Genomic DNA, 18580 nt, shown 5'->3' with positions numbered 1-18580 from the left:
TTAATGATAATTATTATTAGACGGACCACTTTGGCTAAACCGGAAAACAAACTTCAAAAAACAATGATTTGCGTGCGGCCACGGCGTTCAGGCGGTTGCGCGCTCGGTGACGACCCGGCCCGATTCCATGCGCACCAGTTGATCGGCCATGTCGAAATAGCGGTCGTCGTGGGAGATGACGATGATGGTTTTGCCCAAGCGCTTTAGGTCCGGCAGCAGCTCGGTGTAGAAAATGCGGCGGAAGGTCGGGTCCTGGTCGGCGGCCCATTCGTCGAACACCAGCACCGGGCGTTCTTCCAGCCAGGCATTGACCAGCGCCAGGCGCTTGCGCTGGCCGGTGGACAGGTCGGTGGTGGTGAAACTGCCGTCCCTGACGCTGACCTTGTGCGCGATCTCCAGCCGTTGCAGGTATTGGTTGGCATCTTCGGGAATGTGTTGGTCGCCCTGGACCACGTCATCGAACAGGTAGTAATCGGCAAAAATCGTGGTGAACAACTGGCGGTAGTCGTCGCGATTGTGCGCATCGATGCCTTGGCCGTTGAGCAGGATCGAACCCTGCTGCGGCGCGTAGAGGCCCAGCAGCAACTTGATCAGGGTGGTCTTGCCGCAGCCGTTTTCGCCGACGATGAAAATGATGTCGCCTTGCTCTATGGTCAGGTTCACCGGGCCCAGGCGAAACGCGTCGCTGCCCGGTGCGGCGGGGAAGGCGTAGCTGACGTTGTCCAGTTGCAGGCGGTTGACCACCGTCGGCGGGGTGCCTTTGTCATTGAGCAGCAGGTGCGGCTCGGGCGAGGAAAACTGACTGGACAGTTCGGCGATGCGGCGGAAGGCAATGCGCGCGCGACTGACAATCGGCAAAGTGCTGACCAGGTGTTCGATCGGACCTTTCATGTACAGCAACACCAGCACGAAGCCGCTCATCACCGCCTTGTCGGCACTGGGCCAGAACGATTGCAGGGCCAGCGCCAGGCCGATCACCACAAAGAACAGCATCGAGCCCAGGGTCTTAGCGATCACGAAGGTGTTGATCGAACGCACCTGGGTGTTACAGATGAAATCGGCAGTGCCCTGGATGCCCTTGACGAACATGCGCTGGCGGCGCGGGCGGTGGATGCGCAACTCCTTGGCGCCACCGGCAACGGCGTTGTAGTGCTTTTGCAAGTCGTCCTCGGCGTCGCGGGCGGCCATGAAACCCTGGATGCCCTTGCCCTGGGCGTAGAACTGGATGCCGGTGCCGATGGCAATCGCCAGCACCATCATCAGGAACATCGGCCACGACAACATCGCCAGATAACCCATGCAGCCGAGGGACACGGTCAGGGAAATCGCCAGCGGCGCGAAGGCGAAGGCGAAGTCGCTGATGGTGTCGACGTCGTGGGTCAGTACCGGGATCAGCCGGTGGCTGCGGTAGCGCTCGATCTGCTCGATGGGCGCCGAAAGGACTTTCTCCCCCAACTCTTTGCGCAGCCTGGCAATGATGTGCTGGCCGACGTAGTTGGTGCCGATGTCCGAGCAGATCGAACTGCCCAGGGCCAGCAGGCACAGACCGCCGAACAGGGCGACCACGCCTTGGGTCAGGCCCTCCGCCGAGTGCAGCGCGTTGTTGATGGTGGCCAGCAACACCGTCACGCTCAGGCCACCCACCATGCCCAGGACAATGGACGTGGCAACGATCAGTCGAAACGGTTTCAACAGGGCCAGTAATTCGCCGATGGCGCCTCGGGTAGGCTGGGTCATGGCAAGCAGTTCCTTGGGTCGTAAGGCAGATACCCAGTAGAACGTCTGATGGAGGGCTTTATTTAACGGTGGGCGACTGGTAGCGGGGCTCGGTTCGCTGACAGGTAGGAGCGAGCCTGCTCGCGATGGCGGACTATCAATCAACTTCTATTGCGACAGGCAGACCGCTTTCGCGAGCAGGCTCGCTCCTACAAGGGGGGCGGGGATGTCAGAGGTTGGGTGTCAAGTCGCGCACGACGCGGAATCCGATCCAGTCGCCACGGGTTTGCGGGTCGATGTCATTGCGGTTGCCCGAGCGGGAAAACACCGGCGCTTCGCCCCAGTCGTTGCCGCGGATGCGCAGGGTGTCGCAGTTCGGTTCGGTCCAGGCGCTGCCGTCGGTGGGCGCGCCGACGTAGTCCGGGTGGTAGCAGTCGGCGATCCACTCGTAGACGTTGCCATGCATGTCGTACATGCCGAAGGCATTCGCCGGATAGCTGCCCACCGGTGAGGAATAGCTGTAGCCATCGGTGGGGCCGTAGGTGTTGGCGTGGGTGGCGATGCTGTACTCGGTGCCGGGGTCGAACGGGAAGGGGAACGCTCCCGTTGACCCGGCGCGGGCGGCGTATTCGCGCTGAGCCTCGCTGACGATGTGGTAGTGCTGGCCGGTCTTCATCGACAGCCAGGCGACGTAGGCGCTGACCTCGGCGAAGTTCATGCACACCGCCGGCTGGCGCGGGCTCTGTGGATAACGCGGCTTGCTGTTGATGCACTCGCGGCCGGGGCGGGTGTCGCCATCGGGCAGGGTGACTCCGGTTTCCTTCATGTATTGGGCCCATTCGCCGGCGGTGATCTGGTAGCGGCTCATGGCGAAGGGTTTGTCGAACGTCACCTCATGCATCGGGCCTTCATCAGGTTCGCGGCCGACTTCACCTTCCGGGGTGCCCATGGTGAAGGTGCCGGCGGGCAGCACCACCATTTCCGGGCAGTTGCGGCAATCCTTGAAGACCTTGCCGGGCAACGGCGCGGTGTAGGCCTGGGCGAGGCCGGGCAAGGCGCTGCCGAGCACGGCCAACAGCGTCAGGGCGCCGAGTTTTTTCAGGGTGCTTTTCATATTGGCTCTCGCTCAGTCAGACCTGGTTGGCCAGCAGTTCCATCAGGCGGTCGATGTGCGCTTCGGTATTGAGCAGCCCCGGCGACACACGAATGATCGGTCCGACATCACGGTCCACGGCATCGCACACCACACGCTGGTCCATCAGGTAATTGGCGACTTCCTCGCAATCCCGGTCCTTGATGCGGAAGAAGGTGAAACCGGCGGAATACTCCGGCGACAGCGGCGTCACCAGCTCCACCGACGGGTGTGCCTGCAAGCGTTTTTTCAGGTGGCTGTTGATGGCGTGAATGCGCGTCGCGACCTCGGCCTTGCCCAGTTCCAGGTGCAATTTGAAGGCCTCGGTCAGCGCCCAGCGGTGTTCGAACGAGTGGTAGCCGCCGTAGGTCATCACCGTGGAAAACTGGGTGGCTTCGGAGAAGGTCGGGATGGTCGGGGTCACGTCCTTGAGCTCGTCGGAGCGGGCGCAGATGATCCCGGTGCCCCGTGGGCCGAACATCCATTTGTGGGTGCCGGCGATGAAGAAGTCGCAGTGCATGTCCGGGAAGTCGACGTTCTCCACGCCGAAGCCGTGCACGCCATCGATCACGTAGAGGATGCGGTCCTTGTCCTCGCGGCCACGGTTTTTTTCTTCCACCAGTTTGCCGATTTCGCCGATGGGCAACTTCACGCCGCTGCCGGAGTGCACCCAGGTCATGCCCAGCACGCGGGTTTCGGGGCGGATGTTGCGTTCAATTGCGGCCAGCACTTCGGCGGTCGAAACCTTGTACGGGTCTTCGAACAATTTGATCTTGCGAACCTGGGTGCCGTCCTTCTGGGTGCGGTATTCGAACACGCTGTTGGCGGCGTAGTGCTCGTGTTCGCTGGTGAGGATCTCCTGGTCCGGGCGCACGTGGATGCCGGCGTAGATCATCGCCAGGCCTTCGGTGGTGCTGCCGGTCAGGGCGATCTGCGACGGCTTGGCCTTCAGGTAGCGGCCGGCCCACACGCGCACCTCTTCTTCGCGGCGTTCGGTTTCGCCGCGATGCCAGTCCATGGCCAGGCCTGGGTTGCGATCGAGGTTGGCGCGGTGCATTTCGATGGCTTCACGCACGGGAAGCGGGTGCGAGGTCACCAGGAAGTTGGCGAAGTGCAGGTAGTTCGGGTCTTGGGTGAAGAGTTGGCGCAACTGGTCCCATTTGTCCTTGGGCAGTGGCGCGGGGCTGGCGGCCCGTGCCGGCAGGCTCACGGCGGAGGCCAGGGGGATGCCGGCCGCGAGGATGCCGGCCTGCTTGAGGAATGAACGACGGTTGGTCATGGATTCGGTTCGCTTTGGCAAAGGAGAAATCAGTGTTGAACGACAGGCCGGGAGGACTTCTGCACCTGGTCCCAGACCCGCAGGAAATTGCCGCCCCAGAGCTTGGCGATGTCGGCCTCGCTGTAGCCACGGCTGATCAGTTCGGCGGTCACGTTGCGGGCCTCGCTCACGTCTTTCCAGCCGTCGAGGCCGCCGCCGTCGTTGAAGTCGGAACTGATGCCGACGTGGTCTATGCCGATTTTTTTCACGGCGTAATCGATCGCGTCGCCGTAATCCTTGAGGCTGGCCTTGGGTTCTTCGTCGAGGATCGAGTAGAGCTGGCTGGCGTATTCGCCGAAACGTTGTTCGGGCCAGACGGTGATCACCGGGTCGCCCGGCATCAGGGCCATCTCCAGGCCTTGCAGCGGTTGCAGGTCGAAACGGGCGCGCAGGGCGTTGAGCTTGTCCTGGGTGGCCTGGCTCAGCGGGCGGATGTAGGTCGGGAATCCAACGATCTGCACTACGCCGCCGCTGTTCTTGATCAACTGCATTTCCGCATCGCTGAGGTTGCGCGGGATGTCCACCAGGGCGCGCGGTGCCGAGTGGGAGGCGACCATCGGCGTGCGGCTCAGTTGCGCCACTTGCTCCAGGGCCTTGGTCGACATCTGCGACACATCGATGATCACGCCCAGGTCGTTGAGGCGATGCACCGCTTGCTTGCCGATGTCCGACAGCCCGCCCAGGGCATCCCGGGAATCGTTGAAGAACGGCAGCGGCCGCGACGAGTCGGCCCAGGCGTTGTTGCCCACGTAGCTGAAGCCGAACATGCGCATGCCGCGCGCGGCCCACTTGTCCAGGGCGTTGAGGTCATTGCCCAGCGGATAGGCGTTGAGCATGCTGATGAAGATCGCGAACTTGCCCTCGCCGTGCAGGCGGCGGAAGTCGTCGGGGGTGTAGGCGATGGCCACTTGATTGGGGAAGTCACGCACCATCGCGCTGATGATTTTGTAGCGGGTTTCCTGCTCAAGGCGGGCCTCGTCGACGAAACCGGCGGTGGGGCGATGGGGGGCGTTGGGGCCGTTCCAGATTTCCGGCCAGCCGAAGATCGTCAGCGCCGCACCGGACAGGCGCCCGCGACCGGTCTTGACCAGGTCGAACTGGCCTTCGCCGTCCTTGTCGACTTCATTGCCGGCAGTGCCGAAGTCCATGGGCACGGTGATGTGGCTGTCGAACGAGAGGATGCGTTCCTGCAACTGATCGGCCTGTTTCATCACCTTGACCGGGTAGCCGGGGTTGTCCCTGAACCCGTAGTCCCAGGCCGCGAAACCCGCACCCGCGCTGATCGCCAGGGCCAGCGGCAGGCCGATGAAAAGAGCCTTTTTCGAACGTGGTTTTGTCATTGCCGTCTCAGTCAGGTTCGCCGTCGAGGATCAGGCGCAGGGGCCTTTGCTATCTGGGAGGAACGAGTGGCTGGCCGGAAAATTTAGCGCGGCTGATGGCCTCATCGCGGGCAAGCCCGCTCCCACAGGGGTATCGCAATTCCTGTGGGAGCGGGCTTGCCCGCGATGCTTTTAAATTTATGCGGGCAACAAACGTTCTAGCTTGGATAAAGCCTGCTCCATGGCTGACACAGGTAGGGCAATGACGATTTCTCGACGATGGTTCCTCGCTGGCCTGGCGCTGACCGGTGCCGCTGTGCCGGCGGTGTATTACGGGCATCGCGAACTGACCAGGCCGGACCCGACGATCACCCCCGGCGAAGCCTCGTTCGACCTGGCGGATGTTGCCGGCCAACGCTTGGCGGATACCTTGCGCGGGGTCTGGCAGATTCGTTTCGAAGGTCGTGACGCCGGTATCGAAGGTTTGCCGCGCGAAGGCCTGGAAGTGTTTCTCGACATCGGTCACAAGGGGCGCGGCTTCAGTGGTTATCTCGACACCGCCGAGCGTTTGCGCTCTACCGAAGAGCCCCGTTACCGGGTGCTCGGCGATCTGTCCGGGGCCAACCCGAAGCAGCTGGTCTGGCGACTGCTGGGCGCCAGCGGCTGTTGCGATTACGAGTTCGACATGACCCTGGACGAGGTCTGGGCCGGTTTCGGCAACGCCGGCAGCGGCAGCCTCAGTGGGCGGGTGCTGGACCTGAAGCGGCCGCTGATGCTGACGGCCCAGGACAATCGATTCATTGCCGTCAAACGGGTATTCCCTGAAGCCCGCGAGCGTGCCGGCCTCAATCCGGCCCTGCTGATGTGGCTGGTGTCCCCGGAACATCGGCTGTTTCACCAGCTCTGGCATGCCTCCCGGGACAAGTGGCACAAGCTGTCCGAAGACCAGCGCGGCGCCTTGCGCGGGCTCGGCTGGCAACCCGGCCCGCGGGACCAGGAGCGCGATGCCCGTGGCGAGCGCAAGGATCGCAACGGTTCGGGCGTGGATTTTTTCTTCATGCACCGGCACATGCTCGGCACTGCACGTTCGATGCAGGACTTGCCGTCCTGGACGCATTTCCCGTTGCCGCAACCGGAGCTGGCGCGGGACCGGCTCGGCTTTGCGCGTTACTTCGACAACCACGACGGCACTGCGCTGCCGCCGACCTGGCTGGCCGAGGACGATGATGAGTACACGCAATGGGTCAGCGACATCAAGACTGGCGAGACGTATCACAGCAACTTCCAAGTCTGGGAATCCCGCTACCGCGACCCGCGTTACCTGTCGACGCTGACCCTCGGCCAGTTCGGCTCGGAGGTCGAACTGGGCCTGCACGACTGGCTGCACATGCGCTGGGCTTCGGTGCCCCGTGATCCGTCCAACGGTCAGCCGGTGCCGTTCGCCCGGGATCCGTCGGACTTTTCCGCACGCTGGTTTGCAGCGGAAAACGATTTTCTCGGCGACCCGTTTTCTTCCCATGTGAGCCCGGTGTTCTGGCATTTCCACGGCTGGATCGACGATCGCCTGGAAGACTGGTTCCGCGCCCACGAGCGCTTTCATCCGGGGCAGGTCAGTCGGCTGCAGGTCAACGGCGTGCAATGGTTTGCGCCGGGACGCTGGGTCGAGATCGATGACCCGTGGCTCGGGCCGAGCACCCATGGCTGCAGCACCACGCCGGGGTTGCAGGCGGGCAAGTCAGTGGAAGTGGACCCGGAAACCATGAAGCTGGCGCTGCGCATCACCTTTGGCGAGGACGAGAAGAAGCTGAAGGACTTGTTCCGCAAAGTGCCGCAGCGACCGTGGTATGCGCGCAATCTGAAGGCTAGACAGAGCCAGGCTTGATACCCGCGTTATCGTTCAATCGCTGGCAAGCCAGCTCCCACAGGGTTAGTGGGTGTACGCAAAGTCAGCGAACAACAAAAACACTGTGGGAGCTGGCTTGCCAGCGATGGCGTCCTCCCGGATACCACAACTACAAAACCTGCCACCCCCCACCCAACGCCTTGTACAGCGCAATACTCGCCTGCATCCGCGACAACCGCAGTTGCACATTCAAATCCTGCGCCGCATACAGCGTGCGCTGGGTTTCCAGCACTGTCAGCAAATCCTCGGCCCCGGCTTGATAACGGCTTTGCGCGATGTTGAACGCGGTCTGCGCCTGGCTCAGTTCTTCACTCTGCCACCCGCGCTGTTCATCCAGTCCGCGAATGCTGTTGAGGGCTTTTTCGACGTCGGCGAAGCCGTTGATGATCGCGCCGCGATAGGTTTCCAGCAATTCTTGCTGACGCGCCGTGGCCTTGTCGCGTTGGGCGCCGAGGCGACCGTTGTTGAACACCGGCGCGAGCAGCCCGGCGGTGAGGTTGTAGAAGGGGCTGCGCAGGATGTCGTCGGCCCGGTCGGCACCGGAGCCGATTTCGGCGGTGAGGGTCACGGTCGGCAGCATCGCGGCCCGGGCGACGGTGACGTCGGCCTGGGCCGCGGCCAGTTGCGCCTCGGCCCGGGCAATGTCCGGACGGCGGCTGAGCAATTGGCTAGGTATCCCGGGGTCAATCGCAGGCCAGGTCAGTTGATCGAAGCGTTCCTGACCCAGCGACAGCGCCTGAACCGGGCGGCCGAGCAGGGCGGCGAGGCTGATCCGTGCATCCTCGGCCTGTTGCTGCACCAGCGGCAGCTGGCGTTGCTGCGCCGCCACCAGGCTTTTTTGCTGCGCCATTTCCAGGGCCGTGGCCGAACCCGAATCGAAACGGGTCTGCACCAGTTTCAACACGCTTTGGGCATTGGCCAGGTTCAATTCGGCGATGCGGCTCTGCTCCTGCAGCGACAAGGCTTGCGCGTAGCCGTTGGCCACGCCGCTGAGCAACGTCAATTCCACCGTGGCCTGATCGAACTCGCTGGCTTGCAAACTGAATTGCGCACTGTCGCGGCTGGCCCGTTGTCCTCCCCAAAAATCGATTTCGTAGCTGGCAGTCAGGTTCGCAGTGAAGTAGTCGACGGCGTCGTTATCGCTGTCGGCATCGAGCTGGCTGTAGCCACTACCGCGCAGCAGTTTCTGGCGGTTGGCGTTGACCCCGGCCTTGACCTCGGGCAGTTGCGAGCCGGCGGCAATCACCGTGTTGGCCTGGGCTTGGCGCACTCTTGCGATGGCGGCGGCCAGGTCGTAGCTGCTTAGCCGCGCCTGTTCGATCAGGCGCCCCAGTTGCGGGCTGCCGAAGCGGTTCCACCATTGCTGGTTGTCATGGACGGCGCCGGCGGTGTGCGGCGATTGCCAGGCGGTCGGCGGCTGGATACCGCTGTCGGGGCGCTGGGGCGGGGTGCCGCAGGCACTGAGCAACAGGCACAGGGTTATCACACTGAGTGGCGGCTTCATCAATCGATCATTCACTGGTAAGGGCCGTGACCGGGTCGAGTCGGGCAGCCTTGCGGGCCGGCATGTAGCCGAAAACGACACCGGTGACCAGGGCGCAGCCGAAGGCGCCCAGTACCGCTATCAGGGAGAACGCGACAGCGACTTCGCTGAAAATCAGCACGCCACCGACGATCAGCGCCAGGGCGATCCCGGTGAGGCCGCCCACCACCGAGAGCATCACCGCTTCAGTGAGGAACTGGCGCAGGATGTCGCGCTGGCGGGCGCCGGTGGCCATGCGGATACCGATCTCGCGAGTCCGCTCGCGCACGGTCATGAGCATGATGTTCATCACGCCGATCCCGCCCACCAGCAGCGAAATCGCCGCAATCGAGCCGAGCATCAGCGACAGGGTGTTTTGCGTGCGCGCCTCGGCCTGGATCATCGCTGCGTTGTTGGTCAGTTCGAAATCGTGCTTGCCGTCGTGCAGGCGCAGCATCAGTTGTTCGATGGCTTTTTCGGTCTCCTTGACCTTGCGCGCGTCGGCGGCGGCGATGGCGATGTACTCGGGATTGTGGGTGCCGAACAGCCGCACGCTGGCGGCGGAGTAGGGGATGGCGATGCGGTCGTCGCTGTCGGTGTCGCCGGAGCTGGCGCCTTTTTCCGCGAGCACACCGACCACCTGGAAGGGGACGTTTTCGATCAGGATGTACTGGCCGATCGGGTTGGCCACGTCCTTGAGCAGTTTGGTCCGCACCTTGTGCCCGATCACCGCGACCGCCGCGGCGTTCTGTTCATCGGCGTGGGTGAAGTAGCTGCCTTCGACCACCGGCCAGTTGAAAATGGCCGGGAAGTTGGTGTCGTTGCCACCGACGTAACTCAAGTGATCGAGGTTGCCAAAACGCACCCCGGCCTCCTGGCCGTTGACCGGCATGATCCGCATCACCTGGGGCAAGCTGGCAATCGCGGCGACGTCATCGAGGGTGACGATGCCCATGGGCGTGCGCGGGTTGGGCGCCGAGCCACTGAGGTAAATGATGTTGGAGCCGAACGCGCCCATCTGCGCCATCACCTGGCGCTTGCTGCCTTCGCCCACCGCCAGCATCACTACCACCGAAGCCACGCCGATGATGATGCCGAGCAGGGTCAGGGCGGTGCGGAACTTGTTGATCCACATCACCCGCCACGCCGCGTGCACGGCATCGACCAATTCGCCTTTCCAGGCGCCGGTGGCTTCGGCGCCTTCGCTCAGGCGCTTGCGTAAATCGACGGCTTGCAGGGCGCCGGGGTTGGCCGGGTTTTGCGCGGCGGGATTGTCCCGGGCGCTGTCGCTGATGATCTCGCCGTCGCGAATTTCGATGATGCGTTTGGCCCGGGCCGCGACTTCGCGGTCGTGGGTGATGAGGATCACCACGTGGCCCTGGCTCGCCAGTTCGTCGAGCAAGGTCATGACCTCGGCGCCGCTGTGGCTGTCGAGGGCGCCGGTAGGTTCGTCGGCCAGAATGATGTGGCCGCCATTCATCAACGCGCGGGCAATCGACACCCGTTGCTGTTGCCCGCCGGAGAGTTGGTGCGGACGGTTGCCGGTGCGCGAAGCCAGGCCGAGGCGCTCGAGCAGGGCGGCGGCGCGGGCGTGGCGTTCGGCGGCGGGGGTGCCTGCGTAGATCGCCGGCATCTCGACGTTTTCCTGGGCCGAACCGGAGGGAATCAGGTGGTAGCCCTGGAACACAAAACCAAAGGCTTCACGCCTCAGCCAGGCCAGTTCGTCACTGTCCAGGGCGGCGACGTTTTCCCCGGCGAAGCGGTATTCGCCCGAAGTCGGGCGGTCGAGGCAGCCGAGAATGTTCATCAGCGTCGACTTGCCGGAGCCGGAAGCGCCGACAATCGCCACGAACTCCCCGGCATGGATCGACAGGTCGATGCCACGCAGCACGTGGACTTCAGGCGCGTTGCCGCCGCCGTAGGCTTTACGGATGTCCGAAAGGTCGATCAGGGGCGTCTGCATTCAGCCGCCACTCCCGTCGACCGGGCCGATCAACAGGTGATCGCCCTCCTGCAGGCCGTCGAGGATCTGTACCCGCAGGCGGTCGCTGATGCCGGTGCGCACGTTGCGCTGCTCGATGCTGCCGTTGCTGGCGACCACTTGGGCGGTCTGTCGGTCTGTCTGCGGGCCGGCCTGCAAGGCGGCGATGGGCGCGGTGAGTACGTTCTGCGCCTGATTGGCGACGAAAAATACCTGGGTGGTCATTTCCGCCATCAAGGCGTTGTCGGCGTTGTCGACGTCCAGCAACACGGTGTACAGCACCACGCGGGCACTCCCGCTTTTGCTGGTGCTGGCGGGGCTGCCGCCGCCCTGGCTGGTCTGGTCCAGCGGCTTGGGCGGGACCGGAAGAATTTGCCGCACGGTGCTGGTCCAGCGCCGGGTGCCGCCGCTCAGGGTGGTGAACCAGGCGTGCATGCCGGGTTTGACGTGGCCGATGTCGGCCTCCGAGACCTCGGCCCACACGGTCATCGGCGACAGTTTGGCGATGCGCAGGATCAGCGGAGTCTGCTGCTGGGCGTTGAGGGTCTGGCCGACCCGGGCATCCAGTGCCACCACGGTGCCGGCCATCGGTGCATAAATCCGCGTGTAGCCGAGCTCCGCCTGATCGCTGCGCAGGCTGGCTTCGGCCTGGCGGATCTGCGCCTGGAACATGTCGATGCGCGCCTGGGTCACGCGCAATTCGGCCCGGGCAGTCTGCACGTCTTCCTCGCGGGTAGCACCGCCAGCGGCGAGGTTCTGTTGGCGCTGGTATTTCTGCCGGGCCAGTTCGTGTTGCGCCCGTTGTTCCTGCAGCTGCGCCTTGAGGTTTTCGATGGAGAACCGCCCGGCATCGAGTTTGGCCTGTTGCGTGGACGGGTCGATTTCCACCAGCAACTGGCCTTCCTTGACCACATCGCCGACTTCCACGTGGATTTTCTGGATCTGCCCGGAGGCCTGGGCGCCGACGTCGACATAGCGCCGCGGTTGCAGGGTGCCCAAGGCCGTGACGCTGCTTTCAATGTCGGCGCGGCTGACCTGGACGGTGGCGAACCCGTCGCGGCCCGGGGGGATGAACTGCCAGGCGGCGACGGCAGCCACGGGGATCAGACAAAGTGCTGCAAGCAGGGCGCGTCGGGTCTGTCGGGGACGTTTCATGCAGGGTTCCGGCCTGGGAAAATCGGCCCGTCGTTCAGCAGCGGGGAGACCGGGGCGCAGACGGGGAGCTGTCCTGTAAACGATGAACCGGGCGCGGAATTTAGGCGACGACACAAAACCCTTGTAGGAGCGAGCTTGCTCGCGATGGCCGCAAGGACGACGCGTTAAATCAGAAAATACGCATCATCGTTCACGACCATCGCGAGCAGGCTCGCTCCTACAGGGATCGAGACAATTTATCGGGCAAGTCGAAGCAGTACTTTAAATCTATATGAGAATTACTATAAATTACGCGGCTCGAACTGCCACTATCGTGCCACTGTGTGATTCAGCAGTCACCGAAAGGGCTCAAGGACAGAAACCGCACCCCCGTGCGGACGGGAGTCATGTTGGAAAACTACTATCGCGAACTGGTGTGTTTCCTGAACGCCAGGCTGGGCAACCGTCAGGTGGCCGAAGATGTGGTGCATGACGCTTATCTGCGGGTCCTGGAGCGTTCCAGTGATACGCCGATCGAGCAGCCCCGGGCATTCCTTTATCGCACCGCCCTGAACCTGGTTATCGACGACCATCGACGCAACACCCTGCGTCAGGCCGAGCCCCTGGACGTACTCGACAATGAGGAGCGCTATTTCACCCCTTCGCCGCAAAACGTGCTCGATCATGGCCAGCGCCTGGAAATGCTCCAGAGTGCTCTGGCGGAGTTGCCGAGGTTGTGCCGCGAGAGTTTCCTGCTGCGCAAGATCGAAGGCCTGTCCCATCCGCAGATTGCCGAGCAACTGGGCATTTCCCGGGCAATGGTCGAGAAGCACATTGTCAACGCCATGAAGCATTGCCGTATACGGATGCGACAGTGGGACGCCCAGTGATCCTGCGCGGTTAAATTTTTTTTCACGGTCCTCGTTCCTACTCAACAGACGACCTGTTGTGCGGCCCTTGGTGGGTCAGGTCACTTAGGTTCAATGCCCCATTGTTGAGGGGTTCATCCAGAGGACACTGGAAATGACACAGGCAATTGCTACGCCCCTCGTTCACGACCTGATCGGCGTCGGTTTCGGCCCGTCGAACCTGGCACTGGCCATCGCACTGCAAGAGCGCGGGGCGAGCCAGGGCAACCTGGATGTGCTGTTCCTCGACAAGCAGGCCGACTACCGCTGGCACGGCAACACCCTGGTGACCCAGAGCGAGCTGCAGATTTCCTTCCTCAAGGACCTGGTGACTCTGCGCAATCCGACCAGCCCTTACTCGTTCGTCAATTACCTCAAGGCCCACGGGCGTCTGGTGGACTTCATCAACCTGGGCACTTTCTATCCGTGCCGCATGGAGTACAACGACTACCTGCGCTGGGTCGCCGGACAGTTCACCGCGCAAAGCCGCTACGGTGAAGAAGTGCTGACCATCGAGCCGGTGCTGCACAATCATCAGGTCGAGGCGCTGCGGGTGATTTCCCGCGATGCGAGCGGGCATCAACATGTGCGCACCACCCGTTCGGTGGTGGTCAGCGCCGGTGGCACGCCACGCATTCCCGAGGTGTTCAAGGCACTCAAGGATGACGGCCGGGTGTTCCATCACTCCCAGTACCTGGCGCAGATGGCCAAGCAGCCGTGCGTGGACAACCGGCCGATGAGCATCGCAATCATTGGTGGCGGGCAAAGCGCGGCGGAGGCCTTCATCGATATGAACGACAGCTTTCCGTCGGTGCAGGTGGACATGATCCTGCGCGGCTCGGCACTCAAGCCGGCCGACGACAGCCCCTTCGTCAACGAAGTGTTTTCGCCGGAGTTCACCGATCTGGTGTTCCAGCAACCCGACAGCGAGCGCGAGCGACTGGTCAACGAGTACCACAACACCAACTACTCGGTGGTGGACATCGATCTGATCGAGCGCATCTACGGTATTTTCTACCGGCAGAAAGTCTCGGGCATCGCCCGTCATGCATTCCACACCCTGACCACTATCGTAAAGGCCACCGCCAACGAACGGGGCGTCGAACTGGTGTTGCGCAACAATGCCACCGGCGAAGTCTCGGTGCGTCACTACGACGCCGTGGTGCTGGCCACCGGTTACGAGCGGCAGATGCACCGCAAGCTGCTGGCGCCGCTGGAAGAGTATCTGGGGGACTTCGAGGTCGATCGCAACTACAAACTGATCACCGATGAACGCTGCAAGGCCGGCCTCTACATGCAGGGCTTTTGCCAGGCCAGCCATGGGCTGAGCGACACCTTGCTGTCGATCCTGCCGATTCGTGCCGATGAGATTGCCGGCTCTTTGTATGAGCACGGCAAGCATCGCGGGCAGGGGCGGTCGGTGGTGGATTTGTTGTTGGCGACGGCGAGCTAGGATCTTCAGCGCCTGTCAGGCCGCCTTCGCGAGCAGGCTCGCTCCTACATTTGACCTGTGTACGCAGGTTCATTGTAGGAGCGAGCCTGCTCGCGATGGGGCCTTTGAAATCCCCCCAAACACCCAATCCTGAACCCTTCCTGAAGAACCCCGCGATTCCCCCTGCAAGGTTTTGTAACGGGTTTACTCTCCAGACATCGAGGCGTAAGCTTCGCGCGTTTTCATCCATTACGGAGACCCACAGTGGGTACTTGTTCGAGTGACAGTTGTCGGCCGGTCTCGGTAACCGGCATTTTCTCGGCCAGATAACGCGCAGTCTCCTGTGCCGTTGTCTCGCCGACAAGCGAGCAGCGGCATCCCGATCATGGCCAGTCCCGGCCGTGTCCCGACGTCCCTTCTCATCGACGCTGAACAGTGCGTGGTTTCGACTTTTTGTCGTGGCCGCCGCCCTATCGACACGCCTGTCATTCGTGACCGGCGCGCCAGGCCTTGCTTTGCCGGTTGTTCCAGCGGCAGAGGCGTGGACTTGCCTGCTCGACGGTTTCCCGGCTGACCAAAGGGGCACCAGCCATGAAACTTACCCTCAAGGAACTCTTCGCAGGCTTCCTGCGTAACCGCCACATCGCCCGGCACTTTCGCCGCCTGGCGTTGCTGGAAACCTTCACCGACACCACGGTCAGCCGTGAAGTCCCGCCCACCCTGGCGCAAACCCTGGTGGCCGCTGCCGGCAGCGACACCGGTCAATTGCTCGACACCCTGGGCAGTCACACCGACGGCTTGAGCGAGTTCGAAGCCGATGCCCTGCGCGAGCAATTCGGCCTCAATGAAGTCGAACACGAACAACCGCTGCCGTGGTGGACGCACCTGTGGCACTGCTACAAGAATCCGTTCAACCTGCTGCTGACGTTGCTGGCGGTCATCTCCTGGCTGACCGAAGACATGAAAGCCGCCATCGTGATTTTCTCCATGGTGGTGCTCTCGACCTTGCTGCGTTTCTGGCAGGAAACCAAATCCAACCAGGCCGCCGATGCTCTCAAGGCCATGGTCAGCAACACCGCCACGGTGATGCGCCGCGACCTTGAGGACCGCGGCGCGCAGCGTATCGAACTGCCGATCGGGCAACTGGTGCCGGGCGACCTGATCGTGCTGTCGGCCGGTGACATGATTCCCGCCGATTGCCGGGTGCTCAGCGCCAAGGACCTGTTCGTCAGTCAGGCGGCCATGACCGGTGAATCGATGCCGGTGGAAAAGTTTCCCCGTCAGCAGGACCGCGACACTATCAACCCCCTGGACCTGGACAACATCCTGTTCATGGGCACCAACGTGGTGTCCGGCACGGCCATGGCGGTGATTCTCACCACCGGCAACAGCACCTATTTCGGTGCCCTGGCCCAGCGCGTGGGTGCCACTGACCGGGCGCCGACTTCGTTCCAGACCGGGGTCAACAAAGTCAGCTGGCTGCTGATCCGCTTCATGTTCGTCATGGCGCCGCTGGTGTTGTTCATCAACGGTTTCACCAAGGGCGACTGGACCGAAGCGCTGCTGTTCGCGCTGTCGATTGCCGTGGGCCTGACTCCGGAAATGCTGCCGATGATCGTCACCTCGACCCTGGCCAAGGGCGCGGTGTTCCTGTCGCGCAAGAAAGTCATCGTCAAACGCCTCGACGCCATCCAGAACTTCGGCGCCATGGACGTGCTGTGCACCGACAAGACCGGCACCCTGACCCAGGACAAGATCTTCCTGGCGCGCAACGTCGACGTCTGGGGCCACGACTCGGATGACGTGCTGGAAATGGCCTACCTCAACAGCTACTACCAGACCGGCCTGAAAAATCTGCTGGATGTGGCGGTGCTCGAACACGTCGAGATCCACCGTGAGCTGAAAGTCGGCACGGCGTTTCGCAAGGTCGACGAGATCCCGTTCGATTTCACCCGCCGGCGCATGTCGGTGGTGGTCGCCGAGCGCGATCAACCGCACCTGCTGATCTGCAAGGGCGCAGTGGAAGAAGTGCTGGCAGTCTGTTCGCGGGTACGCCATGGCGAAGTCGATGAAGCCTTGACCGAAGATCTGCTGGCGCGCATCCGTCAGGTTACGGCCACGTTCAACGCCGAAGGCCTGCGGGTAGTTGCGGTCGCGGCACGGCCAATGGTCGAAGGGCGCGACACCTACAGCCTGGCCGATGAACAGGCACTGACGCTGATCGGTTACGTGGCGTTTCTCGATCCGCCGAAAGAAAGCACCGCGCCCGCCCTCAAGGCTCTGGCCGCCCATGGCGTGGCGGTGAAAGTGCTGACCGGCGACAACGAACTGGTGACGGCGAAGATCTGCCGCGAAGTCGGCCTGGAACAGCAAGGCCTGCTGATGGGCAACGACATCGAACGCATGAGCGATGCCGAGCTGGCGAAAGCGGTGGAGACCACCAACGTCTTTGCCAGACTGACGCCTTCCCACAAGGAGCGCATCGTCCGGCTGCTCAAAGGCAACGGCCATGTGGTCGGGTTCATGGGCGACGGCATCAATGACGCCCCGGCCTTGCGCACCGCCGACATCGGTATTTCCGTGGACAGCGCCGTGGACATCGCCAAGGAGGCGGCCGACATCATCCTGCTGGAAAAGAGCCTGATGGTGCTGGAGGAGGGCGTGCTGGAAGGGCGCCGGACCTTCGCCAACATGCTCAAGTACATCAAGATGACCGCCAGTTCGAACTTCGGCAACGTGTTCTCGGTGCTGGTGGCCAGTGCGTTCATCCCGTTCCTGCCGATGCTGCCGATGCACCTGCTGGTGCAGAACCTGCTCTATGACATTTCGCAGATCGCCATCCCGTTCGATAACGTCGATGACGAAATGCTCAAGCAACCGCAGCGCTGGCAGCCGGCGGATGTCGGGCGCTTCATGCTGTTTTTCGGGCCGATCAGTTCGATCTTTGACATCACCACGTTCGCCTTGATGTGGTACGTGTTCGATGCCAACACCCCGGATCACCAGACCCTTTTCCAGTCCGGCTGGTTCGTGGTCGGGCTGCTGACCCAGACACTGATCGTGCACATGATCCGCACGCCGAAGATCCCGTTCCTGCAAAGCCGCGCGGCCATGCCCTTGCTGGTGATGACCGGGCTGATCATGGCCGTGGGGATATTCCTGCCGATGGGACCGTTGGCGCATTACTTCAAATTGCAGGCGTTGCCGTCGCTGTACTTCGTGTTCCTGCCGGTGATCCTGCTGGCGTACATGGCGCTGACCCAGGCGGTGAAGGGGTTCTACATTCGCCGGTTTGGCTGGCAGTAATGCTGCCAGATGTAGGAGCGAGCCTGCTCGCGATAGCGGTCTGTCATTCAACATCATCATTGGCTGTCAGACCCACATCGCGAGCAGGCTCGCTCCTACAGGGATCGTGTGTTTATCAAGGAGTTTCATATGCAAGCCATCAACAACCTCAACCTGAGCTCGCTGCTCGACACCCTGGTCAGCCTCAGCGCGGCCTTCATCCTCGGCGGCCTGATCGGTTTCGAGCGCCAGTACCGGCAGCGCACCGCGGGCCTGCGCACCAATGTGCTGGTGGCGGTGGGCGCGGCGATTTTCGTCGACATGGCCAACCGTCTCGCCGGTGCCGAAGGCGCCGTGCGGGTCGTAGCCTACGTGGTTTCCGGCATCGGCTTTCTCGGTGCCGGGGTGATCATGCGCGAAGAGGGCAATGTGCGCGGCCTCAATACCGCCGCCACGCTCTGGACCTCGGCGGCGGTTGGCGCCTGCGCCGGTGCCGACCTGCTGGCCGAGGCGCTGCTTGGCACCTTGTTCGTGCTGGCGGCAAACACGCTGCTGCGGCCGATCGTCAACAACATCAACCGTCAGCCGCTGGATGTGATTTCGGCGGAAGTCACCAACATCGTCTATGTCATTGCCCGGCGTACGCAGCAGAAAACCGTGCTGGCCTTGCTCGAAGCCGAGCTGGAACGCAGCAACTACCCGGCCAGCGATGTCGACGTGCACGCCTTCGGCACGGATGAAATTGAAATCGAAGCCACCCTGGCCACCACCTCGGTCGATGGTGATGAACTGGATGCACTGGTGGCACGGATTTCGACCTCGACCCTGGTGGTGCAGGCGTTCTGGAGTCCGAGTACCACGGAGTAAAGTCAGATTGACCGGCATTTATTTAGGAATATTCCTACATAAACCTAGGAAGGTCTTCCGTAG

12 protein-coding genes are annotated in these 18580 nt (G+C 62.6%); 5 read left to right on the top strand and 7 right to left on the bottom strand.

The genetic code is table 11. The features are described from left to right. Positions 1-87 precede the first annotated feature (87 nt). From AC3IX1_RS19720 to pvdM, 4 genes are all read right to left on the bottom strand, one after another. Positions 88-1737 carry a cyclic peptide export ABC transporter gene (locus tag AC3IX1_RS19720; protein WP_489385473.1) on the bottom strand — a complete coding sequence of 550 codons (1650 nt, stop codon included), beginning with the start codon at positions 1735-1737 and terminating at the stop codon, positions 88-90. 208 nt (positions 1738-1945) lie between these two features. Then, complete coding sequence (gene pvdO, locus AC3IX1_RS19715) at positions 1946-2830, bottom strand: dihydropyoverdine dehydrogenase (RefSeq protein ID WP_489385472.1); 885 nt, start codon at positions 2828-2830, stop codon at positions 1946-1948. 16 nt (positions 2831-2846) lie between these two features. Beyond that, positions 2847-4127 (bottom strand): pyoverdine-tailoring periplasmic protein PvdN, encoded by a 1281-nt coding sequence (pvdN, locus tag AC3IX1_RS19710; RefSeq protein WP_489385471.1) that lies wholly within the window; start codon positions 4125-4127, stop codon positions 2847-2849. 29 nt (positions 4128-4156) lie between these two features. Next, on the bottom strand, positions 4157-5506 hold the full coding sequence (gene pvdM, locus AC3IX1_RS19705; protein WP_489385470.1) for a pyoverdine-tailoring dipeptidase-like protein PvdM: 1350 nt from the start codon (positions 5504-5506) through the stop codon (positions 4157-4159). 241 nt (positions 5507-5747) lie between these two features. Between pvdM and pvdP the strand changes: the two genes are divergently transcribed. Then, the gene (pvdP, locus tag AC3IX1_RS19700; RefSeq protein WP_489385469.1) at positions 5748-7367 is read left to right on the top strand and encodes a pyoverdine maturation tyrosinase PvdP; all 1620 of its coding nucleotides are present in this window, start codon (positions 5748-5750) and stop codon (positions 7365-7367) included. Between the two features lie 130 nt (positions 7368-7497). Here the strand turns inward: pvdP and AC3IX1_RS19695 are convergent, their stop codons facing one another. The 3 genes from AC3IX1_RS19695 to AC3IX1_RS19685 are packed head-to-tail and all read right to left on the bottom strand — an operon-like array spanning position 7498 to position 12046. Further along, entirely contained in the window at positions 7498-8892 is a 1395-nt protein-coding gene (locus AC3IX1_RS19695) for an efflux transporter outer membrane subunit (RefSeq protein ID WP_489385468.1), read from the bottom strand. 7 nt (positions 8893-8899) lie between these two features. After that, positions 8900-10873, bottom strand: a complete 1974-nt coding sequence (locus AC3IX1_RS19690; protein WP_489385467.1) for a MacB family efflux pump subunit — start codon at positions 10871-10873, stop codon at positions 8900-8902. After that, positions 10874-12046, bottom strand: a complete 1173-nt coding sequence (locus AC3IX1_RS19685; RefSeq protein ID WP_489385466.1) for an efflux RND transporter periplasmic adaptor subunit — start codon at positions 12044-12046, stop codon at positions 10874-10876. Between the two features lie 386 nt (positions 12047-12432). Here AC3IX1_RS19685 and AC3IX1_RS19680 point away from each other — a divergent pair, with 386 nt between their 5' ends. The 4 genes from AC3IX1_RS19680 (at position 12433) to AC3IX1_RS19665 (ending at position 18517) form a co-directional block, all read left to right on the top strand. Continuing rightward, positions 12433-12915, top strand: a complete 483-nt coding sequence (locus AC3IX1_RS19680) for a sigma-70 family RNA polymerase sigma factor (protein ID WP_477777732.1) — start codon at positions 12433-12435, stop codon at positions 12913-12915. A 133-nt stretch (positions 12916-13048) separates the two neighbouring features. Then, complete coding sequence (locus AC3IX1_RS19675) at positions 13049-14386, top strand: lysine N(6)-hydroxylase/L-ornithine N(5)-oxygenase family protein (RefSeq protein WP_489385465.1); 1338 nt, start codon at positions 13049-13051, stop codon at positions 14384-14386. Positions 14387-14956: 570 nt separating this feature from the next. Then, positions 14957-17671, top strand: a complete 2715-nt coding sequence (gene mgtA / locus AC3IX1_RS19670; RefSeq protein WP_489385464.1) for a magnesium-translocating P-type ATPase — start codon at positions 14957-14959, stop codon at positions 17669-17671. Between the two features lie 129 nt (positions 17672-17800). Continuing rightward, entirely contained in the window at positions 17801-18517 is a 717-nt protein-coding gene (locus tag AC3IX1_RS19665; protein ID WP_489385463.1) for an MgtC/SapB family protein, read from the top strand. Positions 18518-18580 lie beyond the last annotated feature (63 nt).

This window comes from Pseudomonas sp. KH_046_2 (assembly GCF_057838985.1).
Note: the sequence above shows the minus strand (reverse complement) of the source record. Positions and strands in the feature narration are given on the sequence as shown.

Bases quoted from the DNA above. Each gene is read 5' to 3' on its own strand.
- pvdP (WP_489385469.1), top strand. From the start codon at position 5,748: ATGACGATTTCTCGACGATGGTTCCTCGCTGGCCTGGCGCTGACCGGT.
- AC3IX1_RS19695 (WP_489385468.1), bottom strand. From the start codon at position 8,892: ATGAAGCCGCCACTCAGTGTGATAACCCTGTGCCTGTTGCTCAGTGCC.
- pvdM (WP_489385470.1), bottom strand. From the start codon at position 5,506: ATGACAAAACCACGTTCGAAAAAGGCTCTTTTCATCGGCCTGCCGCTG.
- pvdO (WP_489385472.1), bottom strand. From the start codon at position 2,830: ATGAAAAGCACCCTGAAAAAACTCGGCGCCCTGACGCTGTTGGCCGTG.
- AC3IX1_RS19720 (WP_489385473.1), bottom strand. From the start codon at position 1,737: ATGACCCAGCCTACCCGAGGCGCCATCGGCGAATTACTGGCCCTGTTG.
- AC3IX1_RS19675 (WP_489385465.1), top strand. From the start codon at position 13,049: ATGACACAGGCAATTGCTACGCCCCTCGTTCACGACCTGATCGGCGTC.
- pvdN (WP_489385471.1), bottom strand. From the start codon at position 4,127: ATGACCAACCGTCGTTCATTCCTCAAGCAGGCCGGCATCCTCGCGGCC.
- AC3IX1_RS19690 (WP_489385467.1), bottom strand. From the start codon at position 10,873: ATGCAGACGCCCCTGATCGACCTTTCGGACATCCGTAAAGCCTACGGC.
- AC3IX1_RS19685 (WP_489385466.1), bottom strand. From the start codon at position 12,046: ATGAAACGTCCCCGACAGACCCGACGCGCCCTGCTTGCAGCACTTTGT.
- AC3IX1_RS19665 (WP_489385463.1), top strand. From the start codon at position 17,801: ATGCAAGCCATCAACAACCTCAACCTGAGCTCGCTGCTCGACACCCTG.
- mgtA (WP_489385464.1), top strand. From the start codon at position 14,957: ATGAAACTTACCCTCAAGGAACTCTTCGCAGGCTTCCTGCGTAACCGC.
- AC3IX1_RS19680 (WP_477777732.1), top strand. From the start codon at position 12,433: ATGTTGGAAAACTACTATCGCGAACTGGTGTGTTTCCTGAACGCCAGG.